We start from the raw sequence: 17,390 nt of genomic DNA, 5'->3' as shown, positions 1-17,390 counted from the left end.
AGAAGTTTCTTATCCGCAAGCCGCTCAATGGCGGCAAGTTCCGCTCCGGTTTCGGCATGCGCCGCCACCCGATCCATGGCTACACCAAGATGCACCGCGGTGTGGACTGGTCTGCTTCGCGCGGAACGCCGATCATGGCGGCCGGGAACGGCACAATCGTCAAAGCCGGCTGGAGCTCCGGCTATGGCCGCCGTATCGAGCTGCAGCACACGAACGGCTACACCACGACCTATAACCACATGAGTGGTTTTGGCAGCGGCATCCGTGAAGGATCCAAGGTCACCCAGGGCCAGATCATCGGATATGTCGGCTCCACCGGCCTGTCGACAGGCCCGCACCTGCACTATGAAGTGCTCGTCAACGGCCGTTACATGGATCCGATGCGTATCAAGCTGCCGAAGGGCCGTACGCTGGATGGTGAAATGCGCACAGCGTTCGAAACCGAGCGCTACCGCGTCGACACCTTGCTGGACCGTGTCCGCAAGCCGTCGCGGATCGCTGCCATCAACTGACACTCCTGAAAAACAAAGTTCGGCCGGGGCCTTCGTGCCCCGGCCGAACTTGTTGATGTCTGCACTCCGGACAGGCTTCGATCATTCGATCCCCGCCTGAGGGACCGGCACCAGCTTGACGCCGGCGACAATCAACCTGCCGCTCATCCAGCTTCCGAAACTTCCTTCTGTCGTGCCTGGTCGCGGCGCAGAGCCATGTAGATCGCCGGGATTACCAGAACCGTCAGGATCGTCGACGATGCCAGACCGAAGAGCAGCGAGATCGCCAGCCCCTGAAATATCGGGTCGGTCAGGATAACTGCAGCGCCGATCATGGCGGCAAGCGCTGTCAACAGGATCGGCTTGAAGCGGATTGCCCCGGCTTCCAGCAAAACGTCCAGAAGCGGTTTGTCGGGCGTGCGCGAATGCTGGATGAAATCGACCAGCAATATGGAGTTGCGCACGATGATGCCGGCAAGCGCAATGAAGCCGATCATCGATGTCGCCGTGAATGGCGCAGCAAACAGCCAGTGCCCCAGCATGATGCCGATCAGCGTCAGCGGAATTGGCGTCAGGATCACGAGCGGCAGTTTGAAGGAACCGAACTGGGCCACCACCAGGAAGTAGATGCCCAGGATCGCCACCATGAAGGCACCTCCCATGTCCCGAAAAGTGACCCAGGTGACTTCCCACTCGCCATCCCAGAGCAGGGTTGGCCGCGTTTCGTCTTCGGGCTGACCATGGAACGAGATCACCGGTTCCCCGTCAGGTCCCCAATCCATGTCCTGGATCTTTTGTCCAACAGCCAGCATCCCGTAAACCGGCGCTTCGAACGCGCCTGCCAGTTCGCCGGTTACCATTTCAACCGCACGCCCGTTGTGACGGAACACCGGAAAGGATGTCTTTTCCCTGCGAACCGTCACCACGTCGCCAAGCTCGATCACGCCCCGGCCTCCGGGCAATGCATTGGCCGGCACCGGCGTTGCAAGCACCGCTTCACCGATCACCATGTCGCCCTTTGCTAGATGGATCCGGATCGGAATTGGATAACGCGTCCGGCCTCGATGCGAATAACCGACCTCCGTTCCACCATAGAGGCGCCGAACGGTGTCGAAGACATCGCCCTGCTCGACCCGGTGATATTCAAGCCGGTCCTGATCGATGGCGATGCGCACCCGGTCGGCCTGGGTTCCAAAGGAATCGTCGACATCCACGATGAACGGCACGTCCTCGAAGGCCTGGCGAACCTTGCTTGCAACCGCGCGCCTGGTTTCGGCATCGGGCCCATAGATTTCCGCAAGCAGTGTCGCCAGAACCGGCGGCCCCGGGGGCGGCTCCACCACCTTCAACACAGTACCGGCGGGAAGGTCGAGACCTGTCAGCATCTCGCGGATATCCAGCGCGATGTCATGACTTGTCCGGTCCCGCTCCCCCTTCTCGGTGAGATTGATCTGCACGTCACCCTGTTCAGGCAGTGCCCGCAGATAGTAGTGGCGAACCAGTCCGTTGAAATTGAAAGGCGATGCAGTGCCGGCATAGGTCTGGAACGACAGGATTTCAGGCACCTCTCCCAAACGGGCGACAATTTCCTGAAGAACCCTGTCCGTGTCCTCGACCGAAGACCCTTCCGGCAGATCGGCAAGCACCTGCAGCTCCGCCTTGTTGTCGAATGGAAGCAGTTTCACCGTAACGTCGGTGGTATAGAACAGCGCAAGCGAACCGATTGTGCAGACGCCGACGATCAGCAGAAAGCCCCAGGCGCGCAGGCGCGAACCGATCAACGGTCTGGCGACCTTCGCGTAAATACGACCCAGAGCCCCGCCATGGGCCGCAGGCGCATGGGAATGGCCTCCGCCGCGGCCAGCGAATTTCATCATCAGCCAGGGTGTCAGCATCACGGCAACAAAGAACGAAAACAGCATCGCTGCCGAAGCATTGGCAGGAATCGGTGCCATATAGGGGCCCATCAAGCCTGAAACGAACAGCATCGGCAAAAGGGCGACGATGACCGTCAGCGTTGCGATGATGGTCGGATTGCCGACTTCCGCCACCGCTTCCACCGCGGCTTGCGTCCGGCTGCGATCATCCGACATGCCCCAGTGCCGGGCGATGTTCTCGATCACCACGATGGCGTCGTCCACCAGGATGCCGATGGAAAAGATCAGGGCAAACAGGCTGACACGGTTGATGGTGTAGCCCATCAGATAGGCTGCAAAGAGCGTGAGCAGGATCGTCGTCGGGATCACCACCAGCGTCACCAGCGCTTCGCGCCACCCGATCGCCAGTGCGATCAGGACGACAATGGAAACTGTCGCAAGCCCAAGATGGAACAGCAGTTCATTGGCTTTTTCATTGGCGGTCTCACCGTAGTTCCGGGTGATCTCCATATCCACGCCTTCGGGAAAGAGATCTCCGCGAATTGCTTCAAGCCGTGAAACGATTTCATCGGAAATCACCACCGCATTGGTGCCCGGTCGTTTGCCAATGGCCAGCGACACCGCCGGGGCCAAGGTCAATGCTCCATCTTGCTTGCGAATATGGGCGACCCTGTGCTCTGCCGGTTGAGTGGCAAGGTCGATGCGGGCGACATCACGCACATAAACGGGCCGGGCGTCACGAGCGGTCAGGAAGAGATTTCCGATCTCTTCGGCCGATTGCAACGTCTCCCCTGCGACCAGAACGCGCTGCTCTCCGGCTTCGCGAACATAGCCTGCGCGGAAGGACTTGTTGGCGCCCTCGATCTTGGCAGCCAGCTGCTGCAGCGTGATTCCGTAAAGCGACAGTTTTTCCGGGTCAGGTTCAACGCGAATGGCTTCCGGCTGCTCCCCGACGATGAACGTGAGACCGATGTCCGAGAGCTTGGCGATTTCGGTCTGAAGTTCGCGCGCGATCCGGGTCAACCCGTTTGCCGTCCACCGTTCGGCGGCCCCCCGTGTCGGTGTCAGCGTAACGACGACAATGGCGACATCATCAATACCCCGGCCAACAATCAATGGCTCCGGAATGCCGACGGGGATCCGATCCATGTTGGCGCGGATCTTTTCGTGCACGCGCAAGATGGCAGCGTCCGCGTCGGTCCCGACAAGAAACCGTGCCGTTACCAGCACACGGTCGTCCTGGGTCTGGGAATAGATATGCTCGACACCATCGATTGCCTTGACGATCGTCTCGAGCGGTTCCGTCACCAGTTTGACCGCATCATCCGCATTGAGGCCGTTGGCTTCCACATGAATATCGACCATCGGCACGGAGATTTGCGGTTCTTCTTCACGTGGCAGGGCGACAAGAGCAATCAGCCCGAGGGCAAGGGAAGCCATCAGGAACAGCGGGGTGAGCGGTGACCCGATGAAGGATCGGGTCAGCCATCCGGCAAGACCGAGCCTCATGGCACCAACACCCGATCACCGGCACGCAGTCCTGTCAGGATTTCGACCAGAACCGTCCCGTCGTGAAGAACATTTGCGCCTGGAACCACGGCGACATCCTGGGTGCCAGCCTCAACGGCGACCTGCACATAATCGACACCATGTCGGATCGAAAGAGCAGCTTCCGGCACCGCAATGACCTGACGCTCGCCGACGGGCACATGAACAAGTGTGCGTTCGTTGACGAAATAGTCTCCCAGACCATCGACATCGACATCCGCCGTCACCCGGCCTTCGGTAACTTCAGGATAGACCTTCACGATCGTTCCGAAGGTTTGCCGGGTTGCGATGCTCCCGGTCTCCGCAGCCTCTGGCTTGGGCTCAAGACCACGTCCACCCAGCAGAACTTTCGCCCCTGAGGTTATTTGGGCGGCATGTCGCTCCGGGATGGAGAGACGCAGGAAGTATCGGCCGCTGGCAATCCGGGCGACTTCCTCTCCCGGCAGAATGACCGAGCCTTCCGTGACCGGCACTGTCAGAACGCGTCCGGCATTGGGGGCCAGGATCTCGCCTTCGCTGGCGCGCTGTCGTACGACCGCCATCTCCGATTCCGCCGCAACGGTCTGGTTGGTGACAACATCGAATTGTGTGCGCACCTGGTCCAGCCGGCTTTGTGCCGCGCTGCCACGGGCAACCAGTTGCTCCACACGCTCCAACTCGGTGCGGGCATTGTGAAGCTGGGAGCGCAGAACCTCGATCCGGGCCTCCGCAGCCCCCAGCTCGAGTGCAATTTTCTCGTCAACGACCAAGGCAATGACCTGGTCAGCTGACACGACATCGCCCTCGCGCACGGAAATTGTCTTTATGGTTCCGCCAATGCGGGCACGGGCAGGAACGACCGTCCGGCTTTTGACCTCGGCAAATACCGCCTTGGTTTCCGGTACGGTGATCGGCTCGGCCAGAAATTCGCCGGCACGAGCCACCGGCGCGGCACCCGACGCTGCAGCCAGCGTCAACAGGAAGAAAATGAAGATACCGCGTCTCATCTTGTCCTCCACCTTACGAGAAGGCCACTCCCGGTTTCATGCCGAGCTTCTTGAAAATGATTGCTGCCGGACAAAAGCCGGTGACGGATGCCTGCATCAGGTTCAAGCCGACAAAGGCGTTGAGCAGATACCAGTAGGACGAAACGTAAAACCCCAGCGCCAGGGACAAGAGCACCATGGCACCTGCAAACATCATGACTGCACGATCGACTGTCATCTGAGTCTCCTTGATCGGATCAGCCGCCCTGGGGATTCACCGAAGCGCGGCTCTTGTTTCACATTTATGAATATATGAATACCACAGCTTTTCGCTGGCCCGTTTGACAAAACGCAAACGCCCGGGCCAATCGAGGCACAAAACGAAAAACCCGCGGAAGTGTCCTTCCGCGGGTTTCCTTTTCATTTCTTTCAGCTTGCCTCAGATCAGGCGGCTGCGCTTTCCGAGCCTTCCACCTGGAACATCAGGCGGTCTGAACCAGCCGTGACATCGACCGTCTGGCCGTCGAGGATTTCGCCGGCAAGCAGCTTTTCGGCGAGAGGATCCTGAACGTCCTTCTGGATCACCCGTTTCAGCGGCCTCGCTCCATAGGCTGGGTCGTAGCCCTTCTGAGCCAGCCAACCGAGAGCGCCGTCGTCCAGTTTCAGCGTAATCTTGCGATCGCTGAGGAGAGCCCGCAGACGCTCCAGCTGGATCTTGACGATATCGGCCATCTGCGCCCGCTGCAGGCGATGGAACAACACGATCTCATCGAGACGGTTCAGAAACTCCGGACGGAAATGACCCCGCACGGCGCTCATCACCTCGTCGCGAACCGCATCCGTATCCTGACCTTCCGGCTGGTTGACCAGATACTCGGCCCCCAGGTTCGAGGTCATGATGATCAGCGTGTTGCGGAAGTCGACCGTCCGGCCCTGACCATCGGTCAGCCGACCGTCGTCCAGAACCTGCAACAGCACGTTGAACACGTCGCTATGCGCCTTTTCGATTTCGTCGAAAAGCACGACCTGATACGGGCGCCGCCGAACGGCTTCCGTCAACGCACCACCTTCCTCGTATCCGACATAGCCGGGAGGCGCGCCGATCAGACGGGAAACGGAGTGCTTCTCCATGTATTCCGACATGTCGATCCGCACCATTGCGCTGTCGTCATCGAAGAGGAACGACGCAAGTGCCTTGGTCAGCTCGGTCTTGCCGACACCGGTCGGTCCGAGGAACATGAACGAGCCAATCGGCCTGTTCGGATCCTGCAGACCGGCACGCGCCCGGCGCACCGCAGTGGAAACCGCATGAATGGCTTCTGCCTGGCCAATGACCCGGTTCGCCAGCATGTCTTCCATCTGAAGCAGCTTTTCGCGCTCGCCTTCCAGCATCTTGTCGACCGGAATTCCGGTCCACTTCGAAACGACCTGGGCAATGTGAGCCGGCGTCACGGCCTCATCGACCATGGCATCGGCATCCTCTGAAGCTTCCGCTTCGGCAAGTTTGCGCTCCAGCTCCGGAACCACGCCGTAGGCAAGCTCACCAGCCTTGGCCAGATCACCGCGACGCTGCGCGATTTCCAGGTCGATGCGGGCCTGTTCCAGCTGTTCCTTGATCTTCTGTTCAAGGTTCAGCTTTTCCTTCTCGCCCTGCCAGCGGTTGCTGAGTGCCTGCGACTTTTCTTCCAGATCCGTCAGCTCCTTCTCGAGCCTGGACAGACGATCCTTTGAAGCTTCGTCGCTTTCTGCCTTCAGCGCCTCGCGCTCGATCTTGAGCTGGATGATCCGGCGATCCAGTTCGTCCAGTTCCTCCGGCTTGCTGTCGACCTGCATCCGCAGCCGGCTGGCGGCTTCGTCCACAAGATCGATCGCCTTGTCCGGCAGGAACCGGTCGGTGATGTAGCGGTTGGAAAGAGACGCTGCCGAGACGATGGCACTGTCGGTGATACGGACCCCGTGATGGAGTTCGTACTTCTCCTTGATCCCGCGAAGGATCGAAACCGTGTCCTCGACCGTCGGCTCGCTCACGAACACCGGCTGGAACCGGCGCGCCAGAGCGGCATCCTTTTCAACGTGCTTGCGGTATTCGTCCAGCGTCGTCGCACCGACACAGTGCAGCTCGCCGCGCGCCAAAGCAGGCTTCAAGAGGTTGGAGGCATCCATGGCCCCATCCGCCTTGCCGGCGCCAACCAGCGTGTGCATCTCGTCGATGAACAGGATTACCTTGCCCGCGGCCGCCTGGACTTCGGACAGAACACCCTTCAGGCGCTCCTCGAACTCACCCCGGTATTTCGCACCGGCAATCAGCGAGCCCATGTCGAGCGCAAGAAGCTGCTTGTCCTTGAGCGATTCCGGTACATCGCCATTGACGATGCGCAGCGCAAGGCCCTCTGCAATCGCGGTCTTGCCGACCCCTGGTTCACCAATCAGAACCGGGTTGTTCTTGGTACGGCGCGACAGGACCTGGATGGTCCGGCGGATTTCCTCGTCACGGCCGATCACCGGGTCGAGTTTGCCTTCCCGGGCAACCTGGGTCAGATCCCGAGCGAATTTCTTCAGCGCGTCATACTGGTTTTCGGCAGTCGCGGTATCGGCCGTCCGGCCCTGGCGAAGCTGGTTGATTGCCTCGTTCAGTCCGTTTGGCGTAATGCCATGCCGCTTCATCAGCTTGCCGGTTTCGCTGTCGCTGTCCATGGCAAGGGCGAGCAGAAGCCGCTCCACGGTGACGAAACTGTCTCCGGCCTTGTCAGCGATCTTCTCGGCCTGCTCGAACAGACGTGCGGTTGCCTGGCCCATGTAAAGCTGACCGGACCCACCGGAAACTTTCGGCATCTTGTCCAGAAGGCCCTCAAGATCGCCCTTCAATGCCTTGGCGTTGCCGCCGGCACGGTCGATCAGGCCACTGGCCATGCCTTCGGGATCATCCAGAAGAACCTTCAGGATGTGTTCAGGTGCGAATTGCTGATGGCCCCGCCCCAAGGCAAAGGTCTGAGCGGACTGAACAAAACCGCGCGCACGCTCAGTGTATTTTTCAAAGTTCATAAGTTACCTCCTACCCGTCCGCACCACCCGAAGCGTGGGGAACGATCTGGAATACGGACCCCTGATACGGGCATCCGCACAGCCTTTTGCAGTGCTGCTCCTCTAATATAGTGTTGCATATTCACCACAAAAGCCCCTGCGGCATCTTATTCTGTGCCGTCCGGAACGGATGTCTGCAAGCCAAACAAAAAACGGCGCCCATCATGGACGCCGTTTTATCTGTTTCAGCTTTATCGAGGCTGACTATCTACCGGATCATTCTCCGGCAGGTGCCTCGGCCGGAGCCTCTTCAGCTGCCTTGGCACGACGCGGGCGCGCGACCCGGCGTCGCGGTTTCGGCTGATCCTCTTCGTCGGAACCGCCAGAAGCTTCAGCACCGTCCGCGGCTTCCGCCGTGGCCTGGCCTGCGTCAGCCTGATCACCGGAGGCCCGGCGCGGCGTGCGCGCACGAGGTGTCCGGGGGCGGCGGCGCGGCTTTTCGTCCGCTTCGTCGTCGCCGGCTTCGGCTTTCTCTGCCTTCTGGGAAGCGCCGTTGACCTTACCTTCCTGATCGATGACAGGCATGTCGTCGATGAAAGGCTGCGGGCTGTCGGCATCCATCAGGTCGTTGTCCGAGGAGGACACGTCCTGGGAAGACCGTTCTGCGCCATTGGAGTGGCCTGAGCCATTCGTTGCCGCGGCTTCGAAACCGTCTTCGGCTTCGCTGCGGGAAGAAGCATGCGCCATCGGCTGCTGTTGCGGCTGCGCGGCAGCCACAATGCGCAGATAGTGCTCCGCATGCTGGTTATAGTTCTCGGACATAACCCGGTCGCCGGATGCCTGGGCATCCCGTGCAAGCTGCTGGTACTTCTCTGCAACGTGCATCGCAGTACCGCGGATTTTCACATCAGGACCGTTTGATTCGTAAGTCCGGGTTAACGGATTTGGGCCCTTGCGGCCCCGTCCGCGCATACGCTTATTGCTTTGATTACCTGGTCTCATCCTGCCGTTTTCTCTTAAGGAACGGCGGTCAGCTTGACGCTGACCCAACATCGGAATTGCCTAAAACCGACACGAAATACCTGCCGAAACCACCAATGCTGGTTAGCGGCTGTCATTGAAAACATACGCAGCGCGCTAAAGGCCGATGGCCAACGCGATTGTCTTTTTCTTCGACAGTCCGAAACACCGGATAGTCCGATTTGCAACGGTTTCCAAAACGCTGAAGTTGCGCCGGTTCCCAGCTGCCGGATGCGCATGCCCCGCTAAACGCTGATAACATTTCCGGTCTCGGCAAGAGGAACGTACCCGTTTCCGTTGCGATTTCCAAGTGCTTTTTCGCCTTCGGATCAAATCCGCAAAATTAGAGCCTGCGCCCCACCACAACACGGTCGTTTCCGGAAAGATCTTTAATGATTTCAATCTCTACAAAGCCATGATGACGCAGCTGTTTTTTCAGATCCTCTCCTTGATCGAAGCCGATTTCGAGAGCGATCCAACCGCCCGGGCGCAGCAGCTTCACAGCATCCGCGACGATACGAACATAGGCTGTCAGGCCGTCCTCACCGCCATCAAGAGCAAGCTTCGGGTCATGCTGAATCACTTCGCGCGACAGTTCGGCGAGGACAGCGCTGCGGATATAGGGCGGGTTGCTGACAACCCAGTCGAAGCCGCTTTCCGGTCGCAGCGCGGAGGTATAGTCCGCCCGCACGGGAAGAAACCGGTCTTCCACGCCGTGCAGAGACGCGTTGCCAGCAGCACATTCAAGCGCCTGTTCCGACAGGTCCACCGCGATCATCCGGCTTCGGGGCAACTCGGCCAGCAACGTGACGGCGATCGCTCCCGTACCCGTGCCGATATCGCAGATAAGCGGTGCTTCTTCAGGAGCACATCTTTCAAGCACAGCATCGATCAGGGTTTCAGTGTCCGGCCGGGGCTCCAGCGTTGCCTCGTTCAAATGAAATCGCCGGCCGTAGAAATCCCGTTCCCCGAGTATCCGGCCGACGGGCATGCCATGAAGGCGTTTCCGCGCATGGGCCTCTGCAAGTTCGGCCGCACCAGGTGCTGGCTCTTCCTGTTCACGAAAGACAAGTTCCGACAGGGGCAGCTCGAGCGCCGCGCTGACAAGAAGCCTTGCATCCAGTTCCGGTGTCGGCAAACCGGCCACCCGAAACCGGTCGCGCACGGACCGGTAAAGCTGGCCGATGGTCACCTCAGGCCTCTTCGGTTGCCAGAAGATTGGCCTGGTGGTCCAGGATCAACGGCTCGATGACTTCTCCAAGCGCTTCCCCCGAAAGGATCTGCTCCAGCTTGTAGAGCGTCAAGCCGATACGATGATCTGTTACGCGACCCTGCGGGTAGTTGTAGGTGCGGATCCGCTCGGACCGATCGCCGGACCCGACCTGCAACCGCCGGGCTTCGGTTCGCTCGCTCGCAGCCCGCTCGCGCTCCTCGTCATAGATGCGCGCCCGCAGAAGCTGCATGGCTCGCGCCTTGTTCTTGTGCTGGGAGCGTTCGTCCTGAACGGCAACGACGATACCCGTCGGCAAGTGCGTGATGCGCACAGCAGAATCGGTCGTGTTGACGTGCTGCCCACCTGCGCCGGATGCGCGATAGGTGTCGATCCTCAAGTCGCTCTCCTGAACGTCGATATCGACGTCCTCCGCCTGAGGCAGCACGGCAACGGTTGCCGCCGACGTATGAATACGTCCGCCCGACTCGGTTGCGGGCACCCGTTGCACCCGGTGAACACCGGACTCGAATTTCATCTTGGCAAAAACGTTGTCGCCGGAAACGGATGCGATCACTTCCTTGTAGCCGCCGACTTCACCTTCGCTGGCAGACAGGATTTCCACCTTCCAGCCCTGAAGTTCGGCATAACGCTGGTACATGCGGAAGAGATCACCGGCAAAGAGAGCCGCCTCGTCGCCGCCGGTCCCCGCCCGCACTTCCAGGATGGCATCGTTGGAGTCCGCCTCGTCCTTCGGCAACAGCCCGATGCGTACATCCTGGGCCAGTTCTTCGACGCGCTCTTCCAGTTCGTCGCGTTCCATTTCGGCAAGCTCGCGCATTTCCGCGTCGGAGGACGGATCCTGCACCAGTGACTTTGCACCGGCCAGATCCTGTTCCGCCTTGATCAACGCACGGATTTTGCCGACCAACGGCTCCAGTCCGGCATATTCCCGCGACAGCTTCACATAAGCGCCCGGATCCGGATTGGCGGACATCATGTGTTCGAGTTCAGCGAACCGGTCCAGCAGGGTATCAAGTTTGTGACGCGCCAGCATACGCGCTGATTCTCCAGAAATTATCGCTTCGACGGTGAGTTACGCCCGTTAGCGCTAAAGGGCAACATCGGTTTCGGCGGCAAAGCGCTTCAACACTTCCCGTATGTTGCTGTCATCGTGTCCCGGCTCCAGTCGCGGCAGCAACCTGGCGGACAGGCGACCGGCATCAAGGGTCCGAAGCATGGCTTTCACCGGCCCAAGAGACGCGGGCGACATGGAAAGGTCCCTGAAGCCCAGGCCGATCAACGCCATGCCTTCAAGTGGACGGCCAGCAAGCTCTCCGCAAAGGGTCACGGGCACATGAGCCTTATTTGCGGCATCCACGATGGATTTCAAGGCCCGGAGGAAGCCGACACCCAATGTGTCGAACCTGTCGGCAACACGCGTGTTGCCCCGGTCGACGGCGCAGAAGAACTGGAACAGATCGTTGGAACCGACAGACACGAAGTCGACATGGCTCATCAGCTCTTCCAGTTGGAACAGCAGCGAAGGCACTTCCACCATCACACCCAGACGGATGTTTTCGGGCGTTGCGTGACCGTGGCGGCGCAGGTGTTTGACTTCCTTGTCCACCAGCGATTTGGCCTGCAGGAATTCATCGACCACGGCAACCATCGGGAACATCAGTTTCAGGTCCCGGCCGGCGGCCGCATGCAGCAAGGCCCGGATCTGGGTTCTGAGCAGGCCCGGCCGATCAAGGCCGAGGCGCAGTGCGCGCCAGCCCATCGCCGGGTTTTCCTCCTGGATCGAGCGCAGGTACGGCAGCACCTTGTCACCACCGATATCGAGCGACCGGAACGTTACCGGCCGGCCCGCCGCCGCATCGAGAACCTGGCTGTACTGGGACTGCTGCTCCCGCATGCGCGGGAACGAAGACGCCACCATGAACTGCAGTTCGGTGCGGAAAAGGCCTACCCCGGCCGCGCCAGCCTCATCCAGGTGCGGCAGGTCGACGAGAAGACCCGCATTCATCTGAAGCAAGATGTCGACACCGTCCCGCGTGACGGACGGCTTGTTGCGCAGGCGCCGGTACTGGGCCTGTCGCCGCGCACGGAAGCGGACTTTTTCCGCATAGGCGTTTTCCAGATCGGCGGCCGGGCGCAAGTGCACTTCGCCGGTGTCGCCATCCACGATGATCGCGTCGCCGCCATCGGCCAGGCTGACGATATCCTCCACGAGTCCGACCGTCGGGATGCCGAGCGCCCTTGCAACGATGGTCACGTGGCTTGTCGGGCCGCCTTCTTCCAGCACAAGGCCGCGAATGCGGTCGCGGCCGTAGTCCAGCAGTTCCGCCGCACCCATGTTGCGGCCAACGACGATCGCATCCTGGGGCAGTTCATCCAGACCCGGGCCGTGTTCGCGGCCCATGAGTTCGCGGATAAGCCTGTGGGCAAGGTCGTCGAGGTCGTGCAGGCGCTCACGCAGATACGGATCGGTCTGGCGCAGCATCCGGGCGCGCGTGTCGCTCTGGACCTTTTCGACGGCAGCCTCGGCGGTCAGGCCGTTGCGGATCGCTTCCTCGATCTTCCGGATCCAGCCGCGGTCGTAAGCGAACATGCGGTAGGCTTCCAGCACCTCGCGGTGCTCGCCGATTGCCGCGATTTCTCCGCTGGCCAGCAGATCGTCGATCGAAAGACGCAGCCGGTTGATGGCAGCTTCCAGACGCCCCTTTTCCCGGTCCGTATCTTCCGCGATCAGGTTCGTGACGACGACACGCGGTTCATGCAGAACCACATGACCGAGGCCGACACCTTCGGCAAGGCCAACACCGTTGGAGGTGATCGGCCGGGAAAGATCCAGACCGGTAGCTTTCTGGGAAATGGCTTCCAGTTCGCCGGCGGCGACCATTTCGGCAATCACCATGGCCGTCGTCTGCAGCGCTTCGACTTCGTCTTCCAGATAGGTCCGGTGAGACTTGTTCTGGACGACAAGCACGCCAAGCGTACGGCCGGCTCTCAGGATCGGCACACCGAGGAAGGAATTATAGGCCTCTTCACCCGTTTCCGGCAGATAGGCAAAGCCCGGGTGGGCACTGGCGTTGGGCAGGTTCAGCGGCCGGGCTTCGGCCGCGATCAGGCCGACAAGACCCTGGCCGACGCGCAGCGAGGCATTGTGGACCGCTTCACTCTTCAGACCTTCGGTCGCATAGAGTTCGAGAACACCATCGGCGCGCAGGATATAAACGGAACAGACTTCCGCGACGACGTTCGAGGCGATCAACACCACGATCTTGTCGAGTCGCTCCTGCGCCGTGATCGGCTCCGCCATGACTTCGCGAAGCCGGCGGAGCAGAAGGCGCGGTCCGGCTAGGTTGCTGCGCATAGCGCCCCCGTTGATCCCGCTTCAAACAGGCCCCTTTTCTACAGGGGCCTGCCTTCCGGATGAACTATCCGTCCAACCCGTATAGCGAATGCAGAGTCCGCACCGCAAGTTCTGCATATGCTGAATCAATAAGCACAGAGATCTTGATCTCGGATGTGGTGATGGCTCGGATGTTGATACCCTTGGACGCGAGGCCGCGGAAACACTGGGCCGCGATGCCTGCATGCGAGCGCATGCCGATGCCGATGACGGAGACTTTCACCACGTCACGGGCACCTTCAAGGTTCTGGAAACCGATGACGCCGCGATTGTCTTCCAGCACCTTGTTGGCGCGTTCGAAATCGCCTTCGGGAACCGTGAAGGTAATGTCGGTGGTCTTGCCATCCGGCGAAATGTTCTGGACGATCATGTCGACGTTGATGTTGGCATCCGCCAGCGGACCGAACACGGATTCGGCGACACCCGGCTTGTCGGCAACGTCACGAAGAGAGATCTGGGCTTCGTCCTTGGCATAGGCAATGCCGGTGACAACCTGCTGTTCCACGAGTTCATCCTCGTCGCAAATAAGAGTTCCAATCGGAAGGCCGTTCTCGCCGACCTGGGGCGCATCCGGATCGTCAAAGCTGGAGCGCACGAATGTTCTGACGCCATGGACCATGGCCATTTCCACGGAGCGCACCTGGAGCACCTTGGCGCCGAGCGAGGCCATTTCGAGCATTTCCTCGAAAGACACCCGGTCAAGACGCTGCGCCTTGGGCACGATGCGCGGATCGGTGGTGTAGACGCCGTCGACATCGGTATAGATATCACAGCGGTCGGCCTTGATGGCAGCGGCGATGGCAACGGCGCTGGTGTCGGACCCGCCGCGACCCAGGGTCGCGATCCGGTTGTCCGGCGCCACACCCTGGAAGCCCGCGAGCACGGCCACCTGGCCCTGCTCGAGACGCTCGCTCAGGAAGCCGCCCTCGATGTCGCGGATGCGGGCCGCACCGTGGTTCTCGTCGGTCTTGATCGGCACCTGCCAGCCTTGCCACGACCGGGCGTTGACGCCCATGTCCTGCAGCACGATGGCCAGGAGACCGGACGTTACCTGCTCGCCGGAAGCGACCACGGCATCATATTCGCGGGCATCGTGGAGCGGTGATGCCTCACGGCAAAACTCCACCAGCTTGTTGGTCTGTCCGGCCATGGCCGAAACTACCACCGCGACCTGATGGCCGGCGTCCACTTCCCGTTTGACATGGCGGGCGACGTTACGGATGCGATCGAGATCGGCAACCGAAGTCCCGCCAAATTTTAAAACCAGTCGGGCCATACCACTCGTATTCTTTATAGTCGTGTCTGGAAGCGCTGTTGCGCCTCTGGGATCGGCGCACATGCATACAGGCTGCGTTCCTTTGCTGCAACTGGGTGTCTTGACAAATAGTCTCAGACCTTGGAACGACTTCGAACCGTTGAATGACCAGGCGAAGCGCCAAGCCGCTTCACGCTCTTGAAAGGACCGTCCGATGACTGGCAGGGCTCAGGAAACCAGAAGCACGATCGACAGCGAGGAAGTCGCGCGCTTTTCCGCCATGGCAGAAGAGTGGTGGGACCCGACGGGCAAGTTCAAGCCCTTGCACAAGTTCAGCCCGGTGCGGCTGGGTTACATCAAGGAACATGTCTGCCGGCATTTCGGCCGCGACCCGAAGACCACGGACGCGTTCAAGGGGCTGCGCTGCCTCGATATCGGCTGTGGCGGCGGCCTGTTGAGCGAACCGATGGCACGTCTCGGTGCCGATGTGGTCGGCGCGGACCCGTCGGAAACCAACATCGAGATCGCCCGCCTTCACATGAAGACCTCTGGCCTCGAAATCGACTACAGGGCAGAAACCGCGGAAGCGTTGGCAGCGGCGGGGGAGACCTTCGACGTTGTGTTCAACATGGAAGTGGTCGAGCACGTCGCCGACGTACCTCTGTTCCTGGAGGCCACCGCGCAAATGGTCCGTCCGGGCGGGCTGATGTTCGTCGCGACCATCAATCGCACGCTGAAAGCCTATGCACTTGCCATCGTCGGCGCCGAATATGTCCTGCGCTGGTTGCCGAAGGGCACCCATTCCTACGAAAAGCTGGTCCGCCCTTCCGAGATCGAAGGCCCGCTTCAGACCGCCGGGCTCACCATGATCGACCGTTGCGGCGTCACCTACAATCCGCTGACAGACACCTGGGCCAGATCGCGCGACATGGACGTGAACTACATGCTGCTGGCGGAACGGGCGAAAGACAGCTGATGAGCGATCCGATCCTGTTCGTACCGGGCCTTTTGTGTACCGAAGCGCTCTACGCCCCGCAGATAGTTGCCTTTGCCGACCGACCGATCATGGTGGCAAACCACCGCGAACACGACAGCATCAAGGCGATCGCCGCCAGCATCCTGGAAAAAGCACCGGAGCGGTTTTCCCTTATCGCTCTGTCCATGGGCGGCTATGTCGCCATGGAAATCATGCGCGAAGCGCCGGAGCGGGTCGGCAAACTTGCCCTTCTGGACACCAACTCCCGGCCGGATACGCCCGATCAGTCGGAGCGCCGGCAGTTCCTCATCGACCTGACCCGCAAGAAGGGCTTTTCCAAGGTTCCCCACCTCCTTTACCCCGGGTTCGTTCATGAAAAGCGCGAGGAAGACGAAGAGCTGAAGGCAATCGTCGTCGAGATGGCGCAGGAAACCGGGCCCGAGGCCTTCATCCGCCAGCAGACCGCGCTTATCAACCGCATCGATTCCCGCCCCCGTCTCAGCGAGATCACCTGCCAGACGCTTGTGCTGGTCGGTGATGGCGACCGGCTCACACCGGTTGAAATCTCGCAGGAAATCCACGACCACATTCCCCAAAGCGAATTGGCGGTGATCCAAGGCAGCGGCCACCTGTCGCCTCTTGAAGCCCCTGAAAAGGTAACGGCGACACTGCGCGATTTTCTCAATCGCCCTTAAGCCTGCAAATCGGCTGCACAAACCTGCGGCACAAATGCCTTTTACGTAAGAATCGGTATGCGATTTGATCCGTGTCAAAGCTTGGCCTTGATGCAAAGGTACAGTTACGTCACCTTTGGAGCGGGGCCCTGCGCTGGCAATGACAGAATGCGCAGGTCCGGGGACGGCAAGCCGGCGAAGAACGCCATGGCCAGCCGCAGGACGTCACACGAACAACCGGAGGATCTTTCATGCCGACGAAAAGCAATACAGGTGCCTTCGACTTCAGCGCCATGATGGCCGAATGGCCCAAGCTGCCGGAATGGCCGGCACCGACCGAATGGCCAATGCCTGCCTTTTCCAACTGGGCGTTTGCCGAGCGCGAAGACCGCATTGAAGCCAAGGCCATCGCAAGTTTCCAGAAAGTGGGCAAGACCATGTGGTCCCATGCCGAAAAGGCGTTTGATGACCACATGAATTTCGTCAGCCACCGGCTGCACCAGGACATGGAATGCGCCAAGTCCCTCAGCCAGTGCGCCGCGCCGGAAGAAACCATGGCAACCCTGCAGGATTTCTATTCCAGAATGGCGAGCGAGTATCAGGACCATTTCGAAAAGCAGGCTGCCCTCTTCCGCGACAGCTTTTCAGAAAGCGCTGCCGTGGTTGAAGAGCTCAATGAAACGGCGATGGAAAGCGTCAACGAGATGAGCAAGGCTGCAGAAGAAAGCCTGGAAGAAACCAAGGCTGCGCTGAAACCGGCGCAGGCGCGGCGCAAGCCGGCTTCAGCGAAACCCTGACATCCTCGCCTGACCGGCCCTACACCGTTTAACCTGCTTCATCCGCCCGGGCTGAAGCAGGTTTTCGTTTTGGTTGTCACGGAAAATTCCAGTCGCCTGGCTCCACCGGCACCCGGTGAAGCCGCGGCGAAACTGCAC

13 protein-coding genes (1 of these 13 running past the window's edge) are annotated in these 17,390 nt (G+C 60.4%); 4 read left to right on the top strand and 9 right to left on the bottom strand.

Annotated elements, in window-relative coordinates; translation table 11 throughout:
* Positions 1-512 carry the 3' portion of a M23 family metallopeptidase gene (locus B0E33_RS14945; protein WP_075284182.1) on the top strand. The gene continues 1,462 nt to the left of window position 1, outside the view, so 512 of the gene's 1,974 nt are visible here — the last part of the coding sequence; its start codon lies beyond the left edge, outside the window; the stop codon is at positions 510-512.
* 143 nt (positions 513-655) lie between these two features.
* Here the strand turns inward: B0E33_RS14945 and B0E33_RS14940 are convergent, their stop codons facing one another.
* The 9 genes from B0E33_RS14940 to B0E33_RS14900 form a co-directional block, all read right to left on the bottom strand.
* The gene (locus tag B0E33_RS14940) at positions 656-3,877 is read right to left on the bottom strand and encodes an efflux RND transporter permease subunit (protein WP_077291627.1); all 3,222 of its coding nucleotides are present in this window, start codon (positions 3,875-3,877) and stop codon (positions 656-658) included.
* Positions 3,874-4,902, bottom strand: a complete 1,029-nt coding sequence (locus tag B0E33_RS14935; RefSeq protein ID WP_077293339.1) for an efflux RND transporter periplasmic adaptor subunit — start codon at positions 4,900-4,902, stop codon at positions 3,874-3,876. Before B0E33_RS14935 ends, B0E33_RS14940 begins: the two co-directional genes overlap by 4 nt.
* A gap of 13 nt (positions 4,903-4,915) precedes the next feature.
* Positions 4,916-5,119 carry a YgaP family membrane protein gene (locus tag B0E33_RS14930; protein WP_023002994.1) on the bottom strand — a complete coding sequence of 68 codons (204 nt, stop codon included), beginning with the start codon at positions 5,117-5,119 and terminating at the stop codon, positions 4,916-4,918.
* Between the two features lie 206 nt (positions 5,120-5,325).
* Complete coding sequence (clpB, locus tag B0E33_RS14925) at positions 5,326-7,923, bottom strand: ATP-dependent chaperone ClpB (RefSeq protein WP_023002993.1); 2,598 nt, start codon at positions 7,921-7,923, stop codon at positions 5,326-5,328.
* A 255-nt stretch (positions 7,924-8,178) separates the two neighbouring features.
* Positions 8,179-8,874: a DUF4167 domain-containing protein gene (locus B0E33_RS14920; protein ID WP_156912410.1), complete on the bottom strand. Its 696-nt coding sequence runs from the start codon at positions 8,872-8,874 to the stop codon at positions 8,179-8,181.
* A gap of 391 nt (positions 8,875-9,265) precedes the next feature.
* A complete protein-coding gene (prmC, locus tag B0E33_RS14915) occupies positions 9,266-10,114 on the bottom strand; it encodes a peptide chain release factor N(5)-glutamine methyltransferase (protein ID WP_077291625.1) in 849 nt (282 codons plus the stop codon).
* Position 10,115: 1 nt separating this feature from the next.
* Complete coding sequence (prfA, locus tag B0E33_RS14910; RefSeq protein WP_023002990.1) at positions 10,116-11,189, bottom strand: peptide chain release factor 1; 1,074 nt, start codon at positions 11,187-11,189, stop codon at positions 10,116-10,118.
* A 54-nt stretch (positions 11,190-11,243) separates the two neighbouring features.
* Entirely contained in the window at positions 11,244-13,511 is a 2,268-nt protein-coding gene (gene ptsP, locus B0E33_RS14905) for a phosphoenolpyruvate--protein phosphotransferase (RefSeq protein WP_077291624.1), read from the bottom strand.
* A gap of 64 nt (positions 13,512-13,575) precedes the next feature.
* A complete protein-coding gene (locus B0E33_RS14900; RefSeq protein ID WP_023002988.1) occupies positions 13,576-14,826 on the bottom strand; it encodes an aspartate kinase in 1,251 nt (416 codons plus the stop codon).
* 193 nt (positions 14,827-15,019) lie between these two features.
* Here B0E33_RS14900 and ubiG point away from each other — a divergent pair, with 193 nt between their 5' ends.
* From ubiG to B0E33_RS14885, 3 genes are all read left to right on the top strand, one after another.
* Positions 15,020-15,781, top strand: a complete 762-nt coding sequence (gene ubiG / locus B0E33_RS14895; protein ID WP_077291623.1) for a bifunctional 2-polyprenyl-6-hydroxyphenol methylase/3-demethylubiquinol 3-O-methyltransferase UbiG — start codon at positions 15,020-15,022, stop codon at positions 15,779-15,781.
* Positions 15,781-16,476 carry an alpha/beta fold hydrolase gene (locus tag B0E33_RS14890; RefSeq protein ID WP_077291622.1) on the top strand — a complete coding sequence of 232 codons (696 nt, stop codon included), beginning with the start codon at positions 15,781-15,783 and terminating at the stop codon, positions 16,474-16,476. Before ubiG ends, B0E33_RS14890 begins: the two co-directional genes overlap by 1 nt.
* Before the next feature lie 230 nt (positions 16,477-16,706).
* Positions 16,707-17,252 carry a hypothetical protein gene (locus B0E33_RS14885; RefSeq protein WP_023002985.1) on the top strand — a complete coding sequence of 182 codons (546 nt, stop codon included), beginning with the start codon at positions 16,707-16,709 and terminating at the stop codon, positions 17,250-17,252.
* Positions 17,253-17,390: the final 138 nt, after the last annotated feature.

This window comes from Roseibium algicola (genome assembly GCF_001999245.1).
In the GTDB taxonomy this organism is placed as follows: Bacteria; Pseudomonadota; Alphaproteobacteria; order Rhizobiales; family Stappiaceae; genus Roseibium; species Roseibium algicola.
Note: the sequence above shows the minus strand (reverse complement) of the source record. Positions and strands in the feature narration are given on the sequence as shown.